This is a genomic window from Paraburkholderia nemoris (assembly GCF_905221015.1).
Lineage (GTDB): Bacteria > Pseudomonadota > Gammaproteobacteria > Burkholderiales > Burkholderiaceae > Paraburkholderia > Paraburkholderia nemoris.
Window position 1 is genome coordinate 116,310 of the sequence record NZ_CAJNBO010000023.1, and the last position, 19,943, is coordinate 136,252.

General features: G+C 61.5%; 12 protein-coding genes. 1 reads left to right on the top strand and 11 read right to left on the bottom strand.

Annotated features, from left to right (window positions below):
- Positions 1-265 precede the first annotated feature (265 nt).
- The 11 genes from KHO33_RS30175 to KHO33_RS30225 form a co-directional block, all read right to left on the bottom strand.
- Positions 266-841, bottom strand: a complete 576-nt coding sequence (locus tag KHO33_RS30175) for a helix-turn-helix domain-containing protein (protein ID WP_054043150.1) — start codon at positions 839-841, stop codon at positions 266-268.
- 303 nt (positions 842-1,144) lie between these two features.
- Positions 1,145-2,350: a tetratricopeptide repeat protein gene (locus tag KHO33_RS30180; RefSeq protein ID WP_054043147.1), complete on the bottom strand. Its 1,206-nt coding sequence runs from the start codon at positions 2,348-2,350 to the stop codon at positions 1,145-1,147.
- 9 nt (positions 2,351-2,359) lie between these two features.
- Positions 2,360-2,791, bottom strand: coding sequence for an ExbD/TolR family protein (locus tag KHO33_RS30185; RefSeq protein WP_054043145.1), 432 nt, complete (start codon positions 2,789-2,791; stop codon positions 2,360-2,362).
- A 58-nt stretch (positions 2,792-2,849) separates the two neighbouring features.
- Complete coding sequence (locus KHO33_RS30190) at positions 2,850-3,272, bottom strand: ExbD/TolR family protein (protein ID WP_054043143.1); 423 nt, start codon at positions 3,270-3,272, stop codon at positions 2,850-2,852.
- Between the two features lie 12 nt (positions 3,273-3,284).
- Complete coding sequence (locus tag KHO33_RS30195; protein WP_054043141.1) at positions 3,285-4,196, bottom strand: MotA/TolQ/ExbB proton channel family protein; 912 nt, start codon at positions 4,194-4,196, stop codon at positions 3,285-3,287.
- Positions 4,197-4,272: 76 nt separating this feature from the next.
- Entirely contained in the window at positions 4,273-4,935 is a 663-nt protein-coding gene (locus KHO33_RS30200) for an energy transducer TonB (RefSeq protein WP_054043139.1), read from the bottom strand.
- A 1,023-nt stretch (positions 4,936-5,958) separates the two neighbouring features.
- A complete protein-coding gene (uvrA, locus tag KHO33_RS30205) occupies positions 5,959-11,844 on the bottom strand; it encodes an excinuclease ABC subunit UvrA (protein WP_200566523.1) in 5,886 nt (1,961 codons plus the stop codon).
- A 361-nt stretch (positions 11,845-12,205) separates the two neighbouring features.
- A complete protein-coding gene (gene cuyB / locus KHO33_RS30210; protein WP_200566524.1) occupies positions 12,206-13,717 on the bottom strand; it encodes a cysteate racemase in 1,512 nt (503 codons plus the stop codon).
- Between the two features lie 222 nt (positions 13,718-13,939).
- Positions 13,940-15,253: an MFS transporter gene (locus KHO33_RS30215; protein WP_200566525.1), complete on the bottom strand. Its 1,314-nt coding sequence runs from the start codon at positions 15,251-15,253 to the stop codon at positions 13,940-13,942.
- 76 nt (positions 15,254-15,329) lie between these two features.
- The gene (locus tag KHO33_RS30220) at positions 15,330-16,541 is read right to left on the bottom strand and encodes a CaiB/BaiF CoA transferase family protein (protein ID WP_054043608.1); all 1,212 of its coding nucleotides are present in this window, start codon (positions 16,539-16,541) and stop codon (positions 15,330-15,332) included.
- On the bottom strand, positions 16,538-18,304 hold the full coding sequence (locus KHO33_RS30225; protein WP_200566526.1) for an acyl-CoA dehydrogenase family protein: 1,767 nt from the start codon (positions 18,302-18,304) through the stop codon (positions 16,538-16,540). Before KHO33_RS30225 ends, KHO33_RS30220 begins: the two co-directional genes overlap by 4 nt.
- Positions 18,305-18,413: 109 nt before the next feature.
- Between KHO33_RS30225 and KHO33_RS30230 the strand changes: the two genes are divergently transcribed.
- On the top strand, positions 18,414-19,292 hold the full coding sequence (locus KHO33_RS30230) for a LysR family transcriptional regulator (RefSeq protein ID WP_200566527.1): 879 nt from the start codon (positions 18,414-18,416) through the stop codon (positions 19,290-19,292).
- Positions 19,293-19,943: the final 651 nt, after the last annotated feature.

The window sequence follows — 19,943 nt, forward strand, 5'->3', positions numbered from 1 at the left end:
CTTCCATTGCCCAGCAAACCGGTTAACAGCGCACCAGTTTGCAAATACAGACAGGAAGACGGGACACTTCAGATACTTCAATATCGGACTACTTATTTATTACAAACGAAATGCGCAGCGCTTTCTAATTGTTTTCACTTCTACTACCGCGGGCTCTGGCTCTTGGGGCAATGCGTTCCCAATCAGACTCATTCCCGATTCAACCTTAAGTAATGCTTACAAATACAGCTTGACCGCTTTCGACGAAAGCATGAAGCAAAGGCACCTAGAACAATCTTGGCGTGCCCACCCAGACGACCACCGCTTCTTCACGAGCGGTATTGCACCAGGCGTGCGGCACAGTGGACTCGTAGTGCGCGGTGTCACCAGCCTGCAATACGAACGTTGTACCTTCTAACGTGAGCGATATCTGGCCGCTCATCACGTACAAGAACTCTTCCCCTGCATGCGTCGTGACTTCCGACGGGTTCTGCCCCACCGGCATCCTGACGAGAATCACTTCCAGCTTGCTGCCGACCGACAGGTTCGTCAGCCGTCCAAAAAGATTCGCGGTTCCGTCGAAGCCGAAGTACTTCAGCTCTTTTCCTCTTTGCACCGACCTGTCTTCAGTCGGCGTATCGACGAAGTACTGCACCGTTACACCTAAAGCCCGAGCAATGCCAACTAGCGATGTAATCGAAGGGGTTGCATGACCTCGTTCCACCTGCGACAAAAAGGGCTTGGAAATTCCCGCCGTGGTTGCCACTTCATCCAGCGTGCGCTTGAGCCGTTGGCGAAGCGCGCGGATTTTGCTTCCTATAGAAACTGCGACCTGTGCCTTGTTATCGAGTGGCAAAACCATAGCAAGACAGAATCCCGTAGTCAAAATTAGTTTGATGAAACTAAACTATGTTTCATTGAGTGCAGCACCCTCCCTAAGACATGCGCGATATGCCTGGTTAGTCGCCGCGGTAAGTGACTCGATCAAGGCGATCGCCGGGACACTTTCGTACTTGCCGCGGACCGGGCGATAGTTGCGCACGCAACCACACACTTCTATTCGCGACGGCCTGTGTCTCATACGGCGAGAATGTGCCCCCCGGTTCGATGCACGGGTACCTCGGAGGCACGTCGCAGGATGAAACATTTCGGGACCAGAATGCCGCTACTTCGACGCCACCAGCACCCACAAACGGGCGAGGTCGGCTGAACCATCGGTACCCTTCACTGCGCGGAAGGTTTGCACTGCACGCGCTTTGTCGCCCGCCATGTAGTACGCCTCGCCGAGATGCAGTTGCGCCTGATCCGGGTGATCGATTCCGCCCTTCGCGATCGCAGCGTCCATTGCCGTGAGACCTTGCTTGGCCTGCCCGGCGAAGACCTCGTTGAAGGCGACGTCGACCGGCGCGACGGGGTTTGCGGGATCGGCCGGCGCTTGCGCGCGCTTCGCGGCGAGTGCCTGCAGCCGCTTCTCGCGATCGGCCTGCGCATCGTGGCCCAGAACGCCTGACGCAAAGCCTTGATCGATAACCTGCTTGCCTTCGGCCGTAGTGCCGGCCACGATCGCGAGTTGCGTCATTTCCATGTAGTCGTCGGCTGTACTGAGCGAACCGGTCGCGCGGCGCAGACGGAAGGTATCGATGTCCAGCGCGGACGAATAGCCGGGCTTGCTGCGAATCGCGTTGAACAGATCGTCCCAGTAAGACTGCTTCGGATGATAGGCAACCAGCTTTTCGAGCGTGCTGCGGTACGTCGCATCATCTTTCACGCGTTGCGCGCAGGTGCCGAGCAATTGCAGTTGCGACTCGTCGGGCGCATGACCGGCGCGCACTTGCGCATCGATGCCCGGTTTGAGCAGGCTCACAACACTGGCGCAATCGTTTGACAGGTAGTAAGACTGAACAAGCAACGTGCGCATGTCGGGATCGCTGCCGCCCGACTTCAGATAGCGTTGCGCGACCTTCGCAGATTGTGCGTAGTTTTTCTGCTGGAAGTAGATGCCTGCGAGCGCTGCGGTGGTGCGCTGCTCGTCAGCACCGGTCAGGCGCCCTGAACCCAGCAAGGTTTCATAGGCCTGCGCGGCCACACCGGATTCACCGGCTGCCGCTGCAGCTGCGCCGCGCATCTCCTGAATCATGTAGCTTTCATAGGGCGTTTTGCCCGGCACGGCGTCGGCCTGATCGATCTTCGTCAACGCGTCTTTGTACTTGTGCGCGCGATACAGATCCTGCGCGGCGTTCAGCGGCTTCGCCACATCCGGCCGCAAACTGTCGGCAGCATGAGACGTGACCGGCAGCACGACGAGCGCCGACAGCCCTCCGATAGCGGCCGCAATGACGGCGCGCTTGAACCGTTGATGGATCGTTAGCATTCCACTTCCCTATTGCATGTACTGCTCGTTGCCGATCAGGCCGATTTTCGTCGCGCCCAGTCGTTGCGCGGACGCCATCACCGCGGCGACATCCTTGTACGGCACCAGCTTGTTAGGCCGCAGATGAATTTCCGCCTGAACCGGTTCGGCCGCCACCTGTGCAAGCCTGGACTCGAGCGCCGCGCGGTTCGGCACCGGCTGCCCGTTCCAGGTCGTGGTGCCGTCGAAGTCGATATCGATCTGCACCACTTCCGGCTGCGTGATCGGCGGAGGCGGATTGCCGACCGGCAAATTCATCTTGATGGCATGCGTCTGAATCGGAATCGTGATGATCAGCATGATCAGCAACACCAGCATCACGTCGATCAACGGCGTGGTGTTGATATCGACCATCACATCCGGTTCGGAGCTGCCACCGCCCGAAGATACGTTCATTCCCATGATCACCTCCTGTCGACCAGAGTTAGCGCTTTAGCGCTTACTCTGGTCCCATGCAAAGCTAGCCCCCGCGCGCGGGCGGCTCAGTAATAAACGAAACCTTGGCGATACCGGCGCGCTCGCACGCGGTAATGACCCGGCCGATGAATTCATAACGCGCGTTCTGGTCGCCACGAACGTGCACTTCCGGTTGCGGCGTCATGACCGACACGGTTTTCAGGCGTGTCAGCAGCGTAGGCCCATCCACCTGCTTCTCGTTCCAGAAGAAATCGCCGTCGTGGTTGACCGCAATGACGATACTTTTGGGCGTGGTCTGCAGCGGCTGGATCGTCTCCTTCGGCAGTTGCACCGGCACCGTATGCGTCACCACCGGAATCGTGATCAGAAAGATGATCAGCAGAACCAGCATCACATCGACAAGCGGCGTGGTGTTGATACTGGAGATGACCTCGTCGTTATCATCCTGCCCAACGCTCATAGCCATGACAGACTCCGCTTATTGGACCAGCGATGCTTCACGAGCCGAAGCGCGTGCCGAGCGCCGGCTGCCGGCGAGCAGGACGGTGTGCAGTTGCGCGCCGAACGCACGAACCCGCTCCATCACCGACTTGTTGCGGCGAACCAGGAAGTTGTAGCCAAGCACAGCCGGCACGGCGACGGCGAGGCCGATCGCGGTCATGATCAGCGCCTCACCCACCGGCCCCGCGACCTTGTCGATCGAAGCCTGACCGGCGATACCGATTGCCGTCAGCGCGTGATAAATCCCCCACACCGTACCGAACAGACCGACGAACGGTGCCGTCGAGCCGACCGTGCCGAGGAAAGCCAGGCCGTCTTGCAGACGGTTCGACACGTTGGTGATCGCACGCTCGACCGATGTATCGATCCACGTGTTGCGGTCGACGGCCTCGAGCAGTGCTTCGTCATGATGCTCGCCTGCCTCGATGGCCGTTTCAGCGATGAAGCGGAACGGCGACGCTTCGTCGAGCAGCTTCGTGCCTTCGACCAGCGACGGCGCAGTCCACAGCTGTTCGTCGGCACTCTTCGCACGACGGTTCGCACGGAACTGCTCGAAGAACTTGGTGATCATGATGTACCAGCTGCCCATTGACATGAGCACCAGCAGAATCAGCACGAAGCGTGCAACGAAGTCACCGTTTTTCCAGAGCGCGCCGAGACCATAAGGGTTGTTGACGGTTTCCGACGTAGCCGGCGCCGGCGGCGGCGTCGCTTCGTCTGCGGCCGGGGCGACCGTTTGCGGTGCGGCGGTAGTGGTGGCAGTGGCGGCAGCCGACGCGCTCGCGTCGCTCGCTTGCGCGTGGGCCATTTGCGGTGCCACAAAGGTATCCACCGTGGTTACGGCGAACAACATGGTTGCCGCCAATGCGGCGAGAGTACGCTTCTTCATGCCTGCTCCAAGTTCATTAGTACAACTTCCAAACCAAGACTGATAAATCGCTACCGGTACCGAACAGCCGTGGGTTTCAGTTCAGGTTAAACGAGAACGGAACTTGCACACGGACCGCCTGGCCTTGGGAAACGCACGTGAACTGCTTGACCGCGTTGAAGGCTGCGCGATCCAGTGAGGAATCGTCCGCCGACTTGGCAACACGCTCATTCGTAATATGGCCCTGCGGGTCGACTACAAATTCAATCAACACATCACCCGTCACGTTGTTCTCCTGCGCTTCCTTCGGGTAGCGAATCGACGAACGGACCTGATCCGAGTTCGGGCACACGACCCCTACTTCCGCGCTCACGGGCTTGCTCGGTGCAGGCGGCGCCGGCGGTGCGGGCGCGACGGCGGGTGCCGATACGACCGGTGCGGCCTGGTGCGTGATGGTCGGTTGGGGCGGCGTTTGCACCTGCACTTCAGGCGGCGGCACGAACGGCGGCGGCGGCGGTGCGAACTTCGGCGGCGGCAATTGCACGGTAGGCAACGGCGGCGGCGGAGGCGGCTTCACCGGCTCGATGATCTTGGTTTCGATTGGATGCTGGATGACCTGCACGACCTTGGTGGCAAGGCCATTGATGAGCGCATAGATCAGCACGATGTGCAGGAGCAGAACAACTGCGATACCGCCGAAGCGGCGTACTGGGTTTTGCTGCTTGCGCCCAAACTCACGCGGGCGTCCTGGCCGCTCCATACGGGCCGTTGCTGCCGGAAATTGCCCTTCGACTTTCGTACCCACCTTTACTCCTCCGGCGTGAACCGTCTATTTCTGTAACTGCAGTGCGCTTACATACGGCAAACAACGTTCACTTCAGGCAATCACATCCATCGCCCGAGTCTTTGATTTGTAGTCCACAATTTATGCCGTGAGGCCCACCCCTTGCTGCAATGGCATGGGTATGGCCGTGAGACGCCGAGACGGCACTTCAGAGCAGTCGAACGATCATCTAAGTAGAACTACTAATAGATTAATTTCGACTCGCTCATTTCCGTCTGACATGAACATGCTGAAGACAATTTGAACGAAGCGCGCTGCAGCTCCTGAACTTTTTGCGCGTTTGTCACCTGCATTTCATGGGAGGCAACAATAGCAGGACAAAAAATGCGGGGTCAAACTTTTTTTGATGGGAGCATACTAAGTTTAGAGAGAACACTCTAACTAATGCCGTATTCGCGTCGCTTTAAAAGAATAAGCGCGCGTCGAACAGATGCAAGCGAGTCATGCGCGGCTCGCTAATTGGGATGAAGCCGCTATTGCGGGCTTCCGTGGCACACTATGAACTGCTGACGGGCCACTGGCGAAACGTGGCGCAAAAGCCTGCTGAGTGGGCGTTGCGCGTGGGTTGCGCGGCAACCTCGACGGCTCCCGAACACGTCATCCAACGTACGTTTCAAGCGCGGACCAGAGGCCTGCGTCAAGGGCGGGAAGATAGCAGAAGAAAAACACCATTTCCAAATTTTTTTAGCGGTATTTACGACACTCTAAATATAGATTTCAATTACGCCATTTATATAATTACAAAAACATTCCAAATAATTACATATTGCCGACGACAACGATAATGCCCGACTTGGGCATGCCGGGCGTCTCGACAATACGCGTTCATGGGCCGCCAGTGGCCAGTTGGTTTACGCGTGAGCTGCCATGTATGTGCGGCTCTCCAGACCTGACAAGCAAACCGGAGCGGCGCAAAACCATTTGCGCCGCTCCGCTGCCTCAACCGTTGGTTCCTTCGCTCGCGACGGCTGCGGTGTCGTTCCGCGTCCGCGCAAGCACGGGACGCAAGGCCGCGCCGGTGTGACTCGCCGCAACACGGGACAATCCTTCGGGATCCGTAGCAGCGACAATCGTGCCGCCACCCACACCACCCTCCGGACCGAGGTCAATGATCCAGTCCGCCTCGGCAATCACGTCGAGATCATGCTCGATGACGACGACGCTATGACCGCCGTCCGCGAGACGATGCAGCACGCGAATCAGCTTTGCGACGTCGGCCATATGCAAGCCGACAGTCGGTTCGTCCAGCACATACAGCGTGTGCGGCGGCTTCTGACCACGACGCGTGATGTCGTCACGCACCTTGCTTAGCTCGGTGACGAGCTTGATACGCTGAGCTTCGCCGCCCGACAAGGTAGGCGACGGTTGGCCGAGCGTCAGATAACCGAGCCCGACATCTTTCATCAATTGCAATGGATGCGCGATGTTCGAAATCGGCGCGAAGAACTCGACGGCTTCGTCGATTTCCATGGTCAGCACGTCACCGATATTCTTGCCGCGCCACGTAACGGCCAGCGTCTCGGGGTTGAAGCGCTGCCCGTGGCAGACGTCGCACGGAACCTTCACGTCGGGCAGAAAACTCATGCCGATGGTACGCACGCCCTGCCCTTCGCAAGCGGGGCAACGTCCTTCGCCGGTGTTGAACGAGAAACGCGATGCCGTATAGCCACGCGCACGCGCTTCGAGCGTGCCGGCGAACAGCTTGCGGATCGCATCCCACACGCCGATGTAGGTCGCCGGACACGAGCGCGGTGTTTTGCCGATCGGCGTCTGATCGACTTCGAGCACACGGTCGATGGTTTCCCAGCCGGTGATTGCATCGCATCCTTGCCAGGCATGCGTGACGTTCAGCGGCGCACGCGGCGCCGTGCGCGCCAACACGCTCGAGCGCCGGTTCGCCGCCGGCTGGGTCTCAGCCGCCGCACGCGCACGCCGCGTGGCCGGCGACGACAGCACCGAGCGCCCCACCGCATCCAGCAGATTGGCCATCAGCACGTCGCGCGCGAGCGTCGATTTGCCCGAACCGCTCACGCCCGTCACCGCTACCAACCGTGAAAGCGGAATGCCGACGGTGACGTTCTGCAGGTTGTGCAGCTTGCCGCCGTGCACGGTCAGCCAGTTGTCCGGCACCGCGGCCGCGCGCTTTGTAGGCGCGACCACCTCGCGGCGCGGCTGCAGCGGATGCACAATCGGATTGGCGAGGAACTGTCCCGTCAGAGAATCGGGCTGCGCCGACAGATCGGCCACGCTGCCTTGCGCGACCAGCGTGCCGCCGCGTTTGCCCGCGCCCGGCCCGATATCGATGATGTGATCGGCACGCCGAATTGTGTCCTCGTCATGCTCAACCACCACCAGCGTATTGCCCTTTTCGCCCAGCTTGCGCAAGGCGTTGAGCAGAATCTGGTTGTCGCGCGGATGCAGGCCGATGGTCGGTTCGTCGAGCACGTAGCACACGCCTTGCAGGTTGCTGCCCAGTTGTGCGGCGAGCCGGATGCGCTGCGCTTCGCCGCCCGACAGGCTCGGTGCCGCGCGATCGAGACTCAGATAACCGAGCCCGACTTCTTCCAGAAACTGCAGGCGGCTGCCGATTTCGCTGACCACGTCGCGCGCGATTTCCGCGTCCCGACCGCTCATCTCCAGCGTGTCGATCCACGCGCGCGTATCGGACACCGTCCATTGCGCGACGTCGACGATGACCTGGTCGCCGAACGTGACTGCGCGTGCAGTTGGGTTCAGACGCGTGCCGGCGCAATCCGCACACGGCTCGTCGACGAGACCTTCCGGTTCCTGCTCCTCGGAAGGCAAGCTCTGTTCGCGGCCGCGATTGTCGTCGACGATCACGGTGTCGTCGTACGCCGCGCGTTGTTCGCGCGTCAGTGCGAGGCCCGTGCCGACGCACGTGGTACACCAGCCATGCTTGCTGTTGTACGAGAACATACGCGGATCGAGTTCGGGATAGCTCGTACCGCATACGGGACAGGCGCGTTTGGTGGACAGTACCTTCACTGTGCCGAGTTTCGCCGTGGCACGGCCGCCGCTAATCGCGTCATGCAAACCGTCGAGCGGCGCCAGCAGATGCATGACGCCCTTGCCGATTTCCAACGTCTGATCGAGCGCCTGGCGAAGTTCTACTTCCTTATCTGGCGACACGACGAGGTCGGTCACCGGCAATTCGATGGTGTGCTCGCGGAAACGATCGAGCTTCGGCCACGGATCCACCGGCACGAACTCGCCGTCCACACGCAGATGCGTATTGCCGCGCGCTTTCGCCCACTTCGCGAGATCGGTATAGACGCCCTTGCGGTTCACGACCAGCGGCGCGAGGAAACCGACGTGCTGCCCTTTGTGATCGCGCAGCAATTGCGCCGCAATCGATTCGACGCTTTGCGACGTGACCGGTGTGCCGTCGTGGATGCAATGCTGCAGACCGAGCTTCACATACAGCAGGCGCAGGAAGTGCCACACTTCGGACGTGGTCGCCACCGTACTCTTTCGGCCGCCGCGCGACAAACGTTGCTCGATCGCGACGGTGGGCGGAATGCCATACACCGCGTCGACTTCAGGCCGACCAGCCGGCTGCACGATCGACCGTGCGTACGCGTTGAGCGATTCGAGGTAACGGCGCTGCCCTTCGTGGAACAGAATGTCGAAGGCCAGCGTGGACTTGCCCGACCCGGAGACGCCGGTAATCACGTTGAACTTGCCGTGCGGAATATCCACATCCAGCGATTTCAGATTGTGCTCGCGCGCATTGACGATGCGCACCACGTCCTCGCCTTCGATCGCCCGCCGCGCACGCGCTGCGCTCAACGCTTTTTGCAGCGGCACACCCTGCAATTCCGGTTCGGCCACCGCATCCATGGCGCGGTCGTATTGCAGCAATGCCTCGCCGGTATGCGATTCCGGACAAAGCTTGACGTCTTCCGGCGTGCCCGCACACAACACCCTGCCGCCGCCATCGCCGCCTTCGGGACCGAGGTCGATCAACCAGTCGGCCGCACGGATCACGTCGAGATTGTGTTCGATCACGATCAGCGAATGGCCGCTCGCCAGCAGCTTGCCGAACGCCTGCATCAGCTTGGCAATGTCGTCGAAATGCAGGCCGGTGGTCGGCTCGTCGAACATGAACAGGCGTTTCGCGACCGGCTGCTTCGCGCTGCGCGCGGTGCGCGCCTGTGCCGATTCCGCGAGGAAACCGGCGAGCTTGAGCCGCTGCGCTTCACCACCGGATAACGTGGGCACCGGTTGGCCGAGCTTGACGTATTCGAGACCCACGTCGACGATTGGTTGCAGCACACGCAATACTTCGGCATCCTTGGCGAAGTAGGCAGTAGCTTCGCTCACCGTCAGCTCCAGCACGTCGGCAATACTCAAAGCACGCGCCGGCTCACCGCGCTCGATTTTGACTTCAAGCAGCTCCGCGCGATAGCGGCGCCCATCGCAATCCGGGCAGCGCAGGTAGACGTCGCTCAGGAATTGCATTTCGATGTGCTCAAAACCCGAGCCGCCGCAGGTCGGGCAGCGCCCGTCGCCGGAGTTAAAGCTGAACATGCCGGGGCCGTAACCGCGTTGCTGCGCGAGCGGCGCTTTGGCGAAGAGCTTGCGGATTTCGTCGAACGCGCCGACGTAGCTGGCCGGATTCGAGCGCGCGGTCTTGCCGATCGGCGACTGGTCGACAAATACGACGTCGGTGACCTGGTCGGCGCCGCTAAGGCTCTTGAATGAGCCCGGCGACTCGGTGGCGAGACCGAAGTGACGTGCCATCGCGGGATACAAAACATCCTGCAGCAAGGTGGACTTGCCGGAGCCCGACACACCCGTCACGCAGACAAGCCGCTGCAGCGGAATCTCGACCGTGACGTCGCGCAAATTGTGTTCGGTTGCGCCTTCTAGCACGATGCGCGGCGTGCTGTCATCCACCGGACGTTGTGACCAGTGCGCCGCGTCTGCCACATGGCGGCGACCACCCAGGTACTCACCAGTCAGCGTGCCGGACGAGCGAATCGCTTCAGGCGCACCGTCGTAAATGATCGAGCCGCCCCGTTCGCCTGGCCCCGGACCCATGTCGATCAGACGATCCGCCGCGAGCATCACCGAGGGATCGTGTTCGACCACCACCAGCGTGTTGCCGGCATCGCGCAGCCGATGCATCGCCTCGACGATCCGGTTCAGATCGCGCGGGTGCAGGCCAATGCTCGGCTCGTCGAGCACGAACAGCGTTTTGGTCAGCGACGTGCCGAGCGCCGTGGTCAGGTTGATCCGCTGCACTTCGCCGCCCGACAACGTGCGGCTTTGCCGGTCGAGCGTCAGATAGCCGAGGCCGACGTCGCACAGATATTTGAGGCGCGTGCGCACTTCGGCGAGCAACAGCTTGAGTGCGTCGTCGAGCAAGGCGCTAGGCAGGTTGATCTCGTCGAAGAAACGCCGGATGCGCTCGATCGGCATCAGCATCAGATCGTGCACGGTCAGACCCGGCAAGGCTTCGAGTTGCGCACGCTTCCACTCGACCCCACGCGGCATGAAGCGTTTCTCGGGCGCCAGCACCTCGTCCGCGTTCTGCTTGCTGCCCAGACGCCACAACAGCGATTCCGTTTTCAGACGCGCGCCGCCACAGGTCCCGCACGGCGTATAGCTGCGGTACTTCGACAGCAACACGCGGATGTGCATCTTGTACGCCTTCGATTCGAGATATTCGAAGAAGCGTTTGACGCCGTACCAATGGCTTTGCCACTTCCCGTTCCAGTCTGGCGAACCGTTGATGACCCAGTCGCGTTCGGCGTCCGTCAACTCGCCCCAAGGTGTGCCGCGGCGGATATCGGCTTTCGCCGCGTAGCGCATCAGATCGTCCTGGCATTCTTTCCAGGCGGGCGTTTGCATGGGCTTGATCGCGCCGTCGCGCAGCGTCTTGCGCGCGTCGGGAATCACCAGACCGAGGTCGACGCCGATCACGCGGCCGAACCCGCGGCAGACTTCGCACGCGCCGTACGCCGAATTGAACGAGAACAGCGCCGGCTGCGGATCCGCGTAGCGCAGGTCGCTCTCCGGGCTATGCAGGCCAGTGGAGAAACGCCAGATTTGCGGTTCGGCTTCTTTGGCTTCCGGCGCCTCTGGCGCTGCAGGCAGCACGTAAATATTGACGCGGCCGCCACCGCGCTTGAGCGATGCCTCGATCGCTTCGACCACCCGCTGCTTGTCGACCGAGCTCAAACGGAAGCGGTCAGCCACCACGTCGAGCAGCTTGCGCTTGCCGGTGGGCGAGTCGACTTCGCGCTGCGCCTGCACACGCGTGTAGCCGCTTGCGGAAAGCCATTGCTCCACTTCCTGCTCGGACGCCGTTTCCGGCAACTCGACCGGAAACGTGACGACCAGCCGCGAATCGTTCGCCGCGGTGCGCTCGAGTAGCTCGGCGTAGATCGTTTCGGGCGTGTCGTGGCGCACCTGCTGCGCCGTCTCGCGATCGAACAATTCGGCCGCGCGCGCGTAGAGCAGTTTCAGGTGATCGTTGAGCTCCGTCATGGTGCCGACGGTGGAGCGCGAACTGCGCACCGGGTTGGTCTGGTCGATCGCGATGGCGGGCGGTACGCCGTCGACCCGGTCGACTTGAGGCCGGTCCATGCGGTCGAGAAACTGCCGGGCGTAGGCGCTGAAGGTTTCGACGTAGCGCCGCTGCCCTTCCGCGTACAACGTGTCGAACACGAGGCTGGATTTGCCGGAGCCGGACGGCCCGGTAACGACCGTCATTTCGCCGGTTCGTACATCGAGATCGACGTTTTTCAGGTTGTGCTGGCGCGCGCCGCGAATGCGGATGATTCCGTTAGATGCCAATTTTTCCGACCGTCTGAATGAGTGGACCACCTCTTACGGACGCCTCGCGACCGCGCAAGTTCGGGATACCCGGCTGGCGGAACGACACGCCAAAGGCCGGGTTGTAGGGGGATACTATACTGTATATTTATACAGTTTTCCATGACACGGCACGGTTGCGCGCTCACAGCGCCTCGGGCCGGAAATCGCGGCGCCGAGGGCGCCCCGACCAGCCGGTTAGCAAGCCATGTGCCGTTTCAGAGGGAACGATGCAGCCGTTAGGAAATGGCGGCGAAGGGAGGGAAATACAAGGTTTTCCGGCGCAGCGCGGCGCGGCGCGCGCGCCAGCCGGAACCAGCCGAAACCAGCCGGATCGGCCCCCCTAGCCGAAGACGCTTTCCACGTTAAACCGACCCATCACCGGCGCCGTCGGTTCCGAAGCCGCCTGCGCCACTCCGCTTCCGTCCAGCGCGTAAGCCACGCAGCGTTTTGCCAGCACCTCGGTCGGATCGACAAGCCGGACCACCAACCCGTCCGGCCGCGTCAGCGTCGAACCGCGCAGCAGCAGCGGCAACTCGGTGCAGCCCAGCACGATGACCTGCACGCCTTGCGCGACCAGATCATCCACCGCAGCGGCGAGGTCGTCACAGCACTCACCCGACGTGTAGCCCGCCTTGGCGCCACTCGGCCCATAAACCGCGTTCATGAGCCGCGCCTGGGCGGCCGCGGCCGGCGCGATCTGCACGAAGCCGCATGCTTCGAGCGCCGTCTCGTACACGCGACTCGCCAGCGTGCCCGACGTAGCCAGCACGCCTACTTCGCGCAGGCTAGGGAAAGCCTCACGCAGATAATCGGCGGTACAGGTCAGCATATTGATGATCGGAATGGTCAACGAAGGCTGAATCCGCTCAACGAACGCATGCGCCGTATTGCACGGAATTGCGATGAGATCGGCGCCGCCCTCTTCGAGCGTCTTGCAGGCAGCGTAGAGCGCGAGCGTCGGATCGTCGCCGTTACCGAGCAGCGCTTCAGTGCGATCCGGAATCTGCGGATTCTGCTCGACCATCACCTTGATGTGGTCCTGATCGCAGGCGGCCGGCGTGTTGCGCACCAGTTTCGCCATGAAATCGACAGTCGCCGCCGGGCCGACACCGCCCAGCACGCCCACCTTGAAACGCCGCTCCGGCTGCGCATACTGCGCCGCTGCAACGTAGCGTGCGTAGACGAGATTGGTATCGATAAACGGCACTTCCAGCGTGCCGAGTGCGCGCGCCACCAACGGAATTTCGGCGTGCCCGGGAACGATGATCTCCGCACCTTGCGCAATGAGGTCAGCGCAGGCGGCGCGCAACAACTCGACTGGCCGGCCGTACAGATGCCCGCATTTGATGCCCTCGTCGCCATACACGGCGCTCGTTACGCAATCGAAGCCCGCTTCGTCACGCGGATGCAGCACGTCGAATCGCGCACTGTCGAAATAGCGTTCGAAAAGGCCGTGGCGGCGGATCGTGCCGGAAGTCAGCACGCCGACGCGGCGAACCGACGGAAAAGCTTGCCGTACGTGCGCCAAGAGCGCCGCCATGATGTTGGCGATCGGCGGCGCCACGTTCGCCGAGAGTTCGTCGATGAAGGTGTGACTGAGGAAGCACGGCAAGACGATCGCGTCGACACCGCGCTTCTCGAAGGCTCGAATCGTGTCGAACACGTGGATCTTGAATGGCGCGCTCGCGGCGCCTGGCGTTGCCGGTCCTTGCCACGAGTGCTGCTCGAGGACGAAGTCGAACGGCTTGGCCGCGCCGGGCCGGCGCCAGGCCGCGGTCATCCTGCTCAATACGTCGACGCTTGCGAGCGGCGACGCGCCCGTCACCACACCCAGCGAACGATGACGATACATGATGGCTTTCCCCTGTCGTTTTTTCAGTTCGCCTTGATATTAGGATGCTTTCGGGGATTCAGGATGTTGTTAATCACGAAATAGCGGGTTTATGCCTGGCTGAGTCCTTACTGAAGGTTTTCCTGCGGTGACGCCTGTCCGCGTTTTGTAATGGATTGATTGGCGTTGCCCTAATTCGGGGGCATACAGACAAACAGGCGTCACACGGCGACGCACCTTAACCTAGGCGACTTCGACAACACCTCGCGCCGCGCCGCGCTTACGGCGCTCCAAGGTGCCGATGCAAATCAGCGAAACCCCGGCAAGGCAGCTATAAAACACGGCCAACGGCCACCATGCGCCCGGATATCGATGCGCGAGCAACGTCCCGATCAACGGCGTCAAGCCGCCGGCCAATGCGGCGCACACCTGATAGGACAAAGAGATAGCCGAATACCGGACTCTCACCGGGAATGCAGTCGACATAAAACCGGCCATCACCGCATAAGAACTCGACATGCACATCACTGCAAGCGCGATGCCGAACACAATCGCCACCGGCTGCCCGGTCGACACCAGCGCGAACATCGGATAAGGCGAAAGCATCGCCAACGCCGCTGCGCCCTTTAAAAACCTGCCGGTGCCGATCCGTTGCGCGAACCATCCGGAACCCAGTTGCGTGAACAACTGAATGAACGCCACCACGAACAGGCAATCGAGAATCAGCGAACGATCGAGTCCAAGCGTCTGCGTCGTGTAATTCAACATGAACGTATTGACGAACCAGGCACCGGCCACGCCGATCACATTCGCACCGAGACACAACAACACCGTGCGCCATGCGTCGCGCACAACCTCGGCGACCGGCAACGTCGCCACGCGCCGTTGCGCTTTCAACGCCTTGAATTCGGGCGATTCATCGACTCCCGCGCGGATCAGCAAACCCACCACCAGCAACACCGCGCTGGCGAGAAACGGCAGACGCCAGCCCCAACTGAGAAACGCTTCCTTATCCATCGATGCCACCCCGCGAAACGCAAGCAGCGACAGGATCAGCCCTGCCGGACTGCCGAGCTGCGCAAACGAGGCGAAGAAAGTGCGACGTCCCTGTGGCGCGTGTTCGCTTGCCATCAGTACCGCGCCGCCCCACTCGCCACCGATCGCGATGCCCTGCGCGACGCGCAGCAGCACCAGCAACACAGGCGCCCAAACGCCGGCGCTCGCATACGTCGGCAGGAAACCGATGCCGACTGTGCCTACACCCATGATCGCCAGCGTCGCCACGAGCGCCTTCTTGCGGCCGATGCGATCGCCCAGGTGGCCGAACACGAGGCCACCGAACGGTCGCGCGAAAAAGCCCACCGCGAAGGTGCCGAACGAAGCCAGCGTAGCGAAGAACGGGTCGCTGCCGGGAAAGAACAGCTTGCCGAAAATCAGCGCGGATGCGGTGGCGTAGATATAAAAGTCGTACCACTCGATTGTGGTACCTACAAATGCCGCTGCTGCGGCACGGGTGGGTTGCCGGCCTGCGGCGAGGTCGTCTGGTTCGCGGTTCATGTGTTTCGTCTCCAAGGTCGTTCTTCTGGATAGCGCGGCTTCTGCGTGCCGTCGCCGGAAAACTGCTTGCTTGCGGTCAGGCTTTGAGTACTCCCGCTTCGAGCAAACGCTGCTGGGTTGCAGTATCGATGCCGAGTGCGTCGAGTACATCGCGTGTGTCGCCGCCGAGGGTCGGCGGCGCACTGCGATAGGTGGCCGGCGTGCGCGACAATTTGATCGGCGACGCCGTGCCGCGATACTCGCCCATCTCGATCACCATGCCGCGATGCAGTGTGTGCGGATGGCGCGCGACGACGTCGACGGTTTGCACCGGCCCGCACGGCACGCCTGCATTGATCAATGTCTGAGCGAGCGGCTCGCAGTCGTGCGATGCGAGCAAATCTTCGAGCGCGGCCTTTAGCGGCTCGCGATGCGCGCAGCGGTTGCGGTTATCCACGTAGCGGGGATCGTCCGCAAGTTCCGGCGCGCCAAGATGCGCGCACAGCCGCGCGAACTGCCGGTCATTCCCGACGGCGAGAAAGATTGGCGCGGTCGCGGTCCGATAGCTGTCGTACGGCGTGATGTTCGGATGGGCATTGCCGCTGCGCTCGGGCGTGCGGCCCGAGCCGAAATAATTCGGCAGATGCGGATGCAGGAGCGACACGCCGCAGTCGTACAGCGCGATATCGATCGATTGGCCATGCCCGCTTTTCGTGCGCTCGGCGAGCGCCAGCAGAATGCCGGCCAGCGCGTTCAAACCCGTCACCATATCCACGACCGGCAAGCCGACGCGCGTCGCTGGTCCGTCGCGCTCGCCGTTCACACTCATCAGGCCGGTCATCGCCTGAATCGCGGCGTCGTAGCCGGGCAAGCCGCCTAGCGGGCCGTCGGGACCGAAGCCCGATACCGCACAATGAATCAGCTTCGGGAAACGCTCGCGCAAATCGCGCTCGTAATCCATGCCCCAGCGCGCGAGCGTGCCGGGCTTGAAGTTTTCGACCAGCACGTCGGCGTCTTCGAGGAGCTTCCACAGAATGTCACGGCCCTCGTCGCACGACAGATCGACCGCGATGCCCTGCTTGTTACGGTTCACGCCGGCGAAGTACCACGCGGTGTCGCCGTAAAACGGTGGCCCCCAGCCACGCGTTTCATCTCCGCCAGGAGGCTCCAGTTTGATGACCTGAGCACCGTGATCGGCCAGCGCTTGTGTGCAGTACGGACCACCGAGCACGCGGCTGAGGTCGATGACTTTTATGCCTTGCAATGCGCCCGGCGTTGCTTGCGTACCGTTGTTCACATGTTCGGTCATTGCTCGCTCCCTGCCGGCAGCAGTTGCAATGCCTGGTCGAGCGTCACGCTGCGGGCATTGACCAGTGCGTCAATAACGTCGTTTTCATCCGAAGACGTCTGCACGTCGAGCGGATCGAACGGCAACAGCTTGTGCCGCAACACCAGATGACTCAGCGCGAGACGCCTGAAATCCGGGGCGAGACGCACACCTTCGCAGGCCATGAGCACAGCCGTACTCGCGTGATACAGGGCCGTGCCCGCCTGCCGGACCGATTCATCGTGTCCGCACTCGGCGACGCTCGCAAGGGCATCGCAAGCGCGCGTCAAAGTAGAACGCAGCACCTTGAGACTCGCAGCGGGCAGTCCTGCGGCACCGAGCATATCCTGTAGATATGTGCGCAGCGGTTCGAGCGCACCATCCCGTTTCGCTGCACGCGCGACATCGAGCGCGACGATGTTGCTGGTGCCTTCCCAGATCGAACCTAGATGCGCGTCGCGCACGAGACGCGCGTCGCTCCACTCTTCGATATAGCCGGTGCCACCGCGCACTTCCATCGCGTCGCCGGTCACACGGCGAGCATCGCGGCACGCGCGGAATTTGATCAACGGCGTAAGAATGCGCACGCATTTCGCCGCCTGCCGATCGCCTGCGTCGGCCTTTTCCAGCAACAAGGCGATTTGCATGAACATCGAACGAGCCTGTTCCGCGGGCAGCATCATCTTGAGCAACTGCCGCTGCATTAGCGGCATATCGATCAGCTTGCGGCCGAACGCTTCGCGATTGCGTGCGATGTGCAGCGCCTCGGTCAACGCGCGGCGCATCAAGCCCGCCGCACGCACGCCGTTCGACAGACGCGACATGTTGATCATGTCGGCCATCTGGTGGAAGCCGCGCCCCACTTCGCCGATCAAATACGCCACGGCGCCTTCCAGCACGATCTCGCCGCTCGCCATCGAGCGGCTGCCGAGCTTGTCCTTCAGGCGCACGATCCGATAGCTGTTGCGCGAGCCGTCCGGCAAAGTCTTCGGCAACAGGAACAGCCCAAGGCCGTTGATACCGGCAGGTGCGTTGTCCACGTGCGCGAGCACCATCGCGAGATCGGCGTCGGCGTTCGAGCAGAACCATTTGTCGCCGTAGAGGCGCCAGGCTTCTTCACCGTTCGCGCCGGTTTCGAGCGCGGCACGCGTCGCGATACGGGCAACGTCCGAGCCCGCCGCCTGTTCGGTCATGAACATCGCGCCCTGAAACAACGTGTCGAAATCACGTGAAGCCAGCATCGGCAGAAACCGCGCGACCAGTTCGGGCGCGCCGAATTTGCGCAGCGTACGCGTGAGCGAATCGGTCATGCTGACGGGACAGCACAGCCCGAATTCCGCCTGCACGAACAGGTATGTCAGTGCGTATTTGACCAGCGGCGGCGCTGCCTTTTTGCCATCGCGGGTGTCATGGCTCATCGACGCGAGCCCCAACTCCGCGTAGGCCACGCGTTCGAGCGCGACGTAATCGGGATGCTTGTCGATGCTTTGCAGCGCTTCGCCGCGCCGCGTGCGATGCCGCAATTGCGGCGGGTTCTTGTCGGCGGACAACGCCCACACGTCGAGTTCGTCGGATGCCCGCCGGCCTAGCGAAACGAGTTGGCTTTCGAGTTCCTGATATAGCGCGTCGCCGAGATGCAGTTTGAGCAGACGGGCGAAGTCGGGGTCGCTGCTGAAGAGGTTGATGCCCCGGCTGTCGGGAATATTGGACGAGCCGTGTGCCGGCTGCGCGGTAATTTCGCTCATGCTTGTCTCCTTTGTGGAAGGAGCATAGAAGCGGCTTCGATAATCGTCTAATACAACTTATATCCGGTACGATAGATGCAGCTTATCGATCACAGAACCGGAGACTGCCGTGGACCTGAAGCAATTGCGCTATTTCGTGGCGGTCGCCGAGGAATTGCATTTCGGCCGCGCGGCGAAGCGGCTGTTCATTTCGCAGCCGGCGCTCAGTTTCGACATCCGCAAGTTCGAGGACCAGTTGGGCGTGCAACTGCTCGCGCGCACCAACAAGACGGTCGCGCTGACGAACGCGGGGCAGGTGTTGCTTGGCGAGGCGCGCCGCTTGCTGCTGCAGGCGGGCGAAGCCGAACGCATCACGGTCCGATCTGCGCACGGGTTAGCTGGCCGCTTGCGGATCGGCTTTGTGAACTCGATGTTGTATCGCGGGATGCCGCAGGCGGTGAGCCGCTTCGAGGCTGACTATCCGGGCGTCGAAATCGTGCTGAAGGAGATGAACACCAGCGAACAGGTGCATGCGATCCAGCGGATGCAGATCGACATGGGCTGCGCGCACTGGGGGAATTTTCCGTCGGATGTGGTTTCGACGCCGATTTTTTCGGAGCCGTTTTTGTGTTGCTTACCGATTGATCATCCGCTGGCGCGAAAGCGCAAGGTCGATCTGCGGGCGTTGGCGCAGGAGCCGTTTATTCTGTTTCCGCGCACGGTGTCGCCGCATTATCACGATCTGATTATTGCGCAGTGCGTGGGGGCTGGGTTTAGTCCGTTGATTCGCCACGAGGCGCGGTTGTGGCAGACCGTTGTGACGATGGTCGGGTTTGGGATGGGGGTGGCGTTGGTGCCTTTTACCTTGCGGCAGGTGCAGGATCCGAGGGTTTGCTTTTTGCCCTTGCAGGGGGAGACGCTGCTGTCGCAGGTTTTGCTTTTGCGGAGGGGGGGCGATTCGGAGCCTGTCGCGGAGCGGTTTGTTGAGTATCTTAAAGTTGGGAAGTGAGGTTTTTTTGTTGCCTTCGCGGCGCTTATTGGCCGTGTTCTTGGGGCGTTGGCCTTTCCTTGTTCTGGCTTTGGTGCCTTTCCTTGTTCTGGCTTTGGTGCCTTTCCTTGCATTGTTAGTGGTCTATTAGCGTTGCCCCTGTGCGGGGCGGCACTTACTTTCTTTGCCGCCGCAAAGAAAGATAAGCAAAGAAAGCGGCTAAAACCGCTAATGCTAAGTGTGCACCGTGGTCTGCTACGGGTAGTGGTGCATCTGGAATCCGTGCTCGCGCGCGTTCAGCGTTAGTGACAAAGGTGTCATCAGCTCCCACTCCGCACTGCGTGCGTCGCGGACGGGTCTGTATGGGAAACCAGGGGCTTCGTTTTTGCGCAGCGGGGGCCGTCGGCTTCGCCTCGGCGATGCGCTTCTGCATTCTCCTGGGAACCCCCGCTTAAAATGATATGTCGGTGTACTGAATCATGCCCGCTCCCAGTCCCAGTCCCAGTCCCAGTCCCAGTCGCGGTCGCGGTCGCGGTCACGTTCACATCGGAGGATGCCGCTGCCGTTGTCGTTCCAATCGGAATCGGGGCGGTAATGGTTGTGCAATGACGAGCCACGACCCGTTGGCGAGGCGTGAGCCTCGAAACGTAGCGGGTGGTTTTTTAGAAGTAC

Excerpts from the sequence above, each read along its gene's own strand:
- KHO33_RS30185 (WP_054043145.1), bottom strand. The coding sequence starts at position 2,791 with ATGGGAATGAACGTATCTTCGGGCGGTGGCAGCTCCGAACCGGATGTG.
- KHO33_RS30225 (WP_200566526.1), bottom strand. The coding sequence starts at position 18,304 with ATGAGCGAAATTACCGCGCAGCCGGCACACGGCTCGTCCAATATTCCC.
- KHO33_RS30180 (WP_054043147.1), bottom strand. The coding sequence starts at position 2,350 with ATGCTAACGATCCATCAACGGTTCAAGCGCGCCGTCATTGCGGCCGCT.
- KHO33_RS30200 (WP_054043139.1), bottom strand. The coding sequence starts at position 4,935 with ATGGAGCGGCCAGGACGCCCGCGTGAGTTTGGGCGCAAGCAGCAAAAC.
- KHO33_RS30215 (WP_200566525.1), bottom strand. The coding sequence starts at position 15,253 with ATGAACCGCGAACCAGACGACCTCGCCGCAGGCCGGCAACCCACCCGT.
- KHO33_RS30195 (WP_054043141.1), bottom strand. The coding sequence starts at position 4,196 with ATGAAGAAGCGTACTCTCGCCGCATTGGCGGCAACCATGTTGTTCGCC.
- cuyB (WP_200566524.1), bottom strand. The coding sequence starts at position 13,717 with ATGTATCGTCATCGTTCGCTGGGTGTGGTGACGGGCGCGTCGCCGCTC.
- KHO33_RS30175 (WP_054043150.1), bottom strand. The coding sequence starts at position 841 with ATGGTTTTGCCACTCGATAACAAGGCACAGGTCGCAGTTTCTATAGGA.
- KHO33_RS30190 (WP_054043143.1), bottom strand. The coding sequence starts at position 3,272 with ATGGCTATGAGCGTTGGGCAGGATGATAACGACGAGGTCATCTCCAGT.
- KHO33_RS30220 (WP_054043608.1), bottom strand. The coding sequence starts at position 16,541 with ATGACCGAACATGTGAACAACGGTACGCAAGCAACGCCGGGCGCATTG.